We start from the raw sequence: 1,737 nt of genomic DNA on the forward strand, positions 1-1,737 counted from the left end.
GAGCCGAACCGCCGCCGTCGTGGCCCGCATCCACGGCGGCGGCGCCGCGCGTTCCTGGACCTCGATGAAGGTTCCCTTCATCCCGGACAGGGTCCGGGCGAGCATGCGAGCGCTGGGCTACCGGCCTCCAGCTGGTCGCCGAGTTCGACGGCGGGAAACCGGAGCAGGTCGTGCTGCTGCCGCCACCGCTGTCCCGGCGCGCGAACACCCCGGAACCGGTCGGGTTCCGGGGTGTTGCACAGCCGGCTGACCGCGGTCAGGCCTTGGCCCAGCGCTGGCCGGTGCTGTTGTTGCAGGTCGCCACGGTGACGGCGGCGCCGTTGTTGGTGCTGGTGGAGTTGAGACAGAGTCCTGTTTGGACGTTGGTGATCGTGCTGCCCGCGATGTTCCACTTCTGGTTGGCGGCGCCGTTGCAGTCCCAGATCCGGGCTTGGACGCCGGAACCGGCGTTGGCGGGCACCTCGACGCACTTGCCGGTCACCTGGAGGGCCTGACCGTTGAGGCTGAACTGCTGGTTGGCGTTGTTGTGGCAGTCCCAGGTGATCATCTGGGTGCCGTTGGCGGTGCCGGCGCCGTTGACGTCGAGGCAACGACCTGATGCCTCACCGCGCAACCGGAACGTGGTCGGCGGTGTGGGCGTTTCGCCGGTGAAGAACTTCCACACCTCGCCCTTGACCCAGCTGCGGGCGCCGCTCTCGCAGCCCGCGCAACCGTCCACCGGTCCCTGTTGATGGCCGCCGTCGAACGGGGCCCAGACCACCGGATAGCCCGTCGTGCACCCCGAGTAGTACGTGGTGATGTGCGTGTTGCTGCCCCGGGCCGGCTCGGGCGCGTTCTGCGGTGTGCAGCCGTTGTTGCGGACCCACTTGTCCTTCAGGGCCCGGCCGCCGCCGATGTTGTCGCTGATGCCGTGGATGCCCATGAACGCGACGGGAGCGGTGCCGCCCGCACATCCGCTGATCTCCCCACCGGCGATGGAGACGATCGCGCGGAACACGGCCGGGCGGGCGCAGGCGAGGGCGACGCTCATCCCGGCGCCGTAGCTGAAGCCCAGCGCGAAGACCTGGGTGGTGTCCACGCAGAGGTCGCCGCTGATCCGGCTGATCATGTCGTCGACGAACCTGACGTCCTCGCCGCCGGGGTTCGCCCAGCCGTTGTCGAGGCCCTGCGGGGCGACGAAGATCGTCGAGTTGTTCGACAGCTGCTTCAGTCCGTAGTGGGCGTAGACGGCGCCGTCGCTGCCGCCGCCCGCCACCTGCTCGGCCGTGCCTCCGTACCAGTGGAAGCCGAAGACCAGCCGGTATTGCCGGGTGTTGTCGTAGTTGTCGGGAATGCTCAGGATGAACGACCGGCTCTTCCCGCCGCTCTGGATCGTCAGCTTGCCGTTCCGCAGGGTGGGAGCCTTGCCACAGCCGGCGGTCGTGCTGCTCGCGTCGGCGACGCCGACGCCGGAGAGAGCCAGCGCGGCGGTGGCCAGCGCGATCAGCCACCGCCTTCCCCGAGAGGCCCGCATCAGGCCTTGGCCCAGCGCTGGTCGGTGCCGCCCTGGCAGGTCGCCACGGTCACGGCCGAGTTGTTGCCCGTGCCGCCCGCGGTCAGGCAGAGTCCTGTTTGGACGCTGGTGATGGTGCCGGTGCCGGTGAGGTTCCAGCTCGCCAGAGGTCGCACTTCCCTCGCTGCGCGCCTTCATCGACTCTCCCCGCCACGACGTCGTCGCCGTGGTCACCCGTCCCGACG

2 protein-coding genes are annotated in these 1,737 nt (G+C 69.6%); both read right to left on the reverse strand.

Features of this window, described 5'->3' with window-relative positions; translation table 11 throughout:
* Positions 1-256: 256 nt before the first annotated feature.
* Positions 257-1,513 (reverse strand): ricin-type beta-trefoil lectin domain protein, encoded by a 1,257-nt coding sequence (locus tag ABZX92_RS45845; protein WP_355572452.1) that lies wholly within the window; start codon positions 1,511-1,513, stop codon positions 257-259.
* The gene (locus ABZX92_RS45850; RefSeq protein WP_355572454.1) at positions 1,513-1,668 is read right to left on the reverse strand and encodes a ricin-type beta-trefoil lectin domain protein; all 156 of its coding nucleotides are present in this window, start codon (positions 1,666-1,668) and stop codon (positions 1,513-1,515) included. Before ABZX92_RS45850 ends, ABZX92_RS45845 begins: the two co-directional genes overlap by 1 nt.
* Between the last annotated feature and the right edge of the window lie 69 nt (positions 1,669-1,737).

The sequence above is a fragment of the Lentzea sp. NPDC006480 genome, from assembly GCF_040611995.1.
In the GTDB taxonomy this organism is placed as follows: domain Bacteria; phylum Actinomycetota; class Actinomycetes; order Mycobacteriales; family Pseudonocardiaceae; genus Lentzea.

Coding starts and splice junctions, on each gene's coding strand:
- ABZX92_RS45845 (WP_355572452.1), bottom strand. CDS start 1,513: ATGCGGGCCTCTCGGGGAAGGCGGTGGCTGATCGCGCTGGCCACCGCC.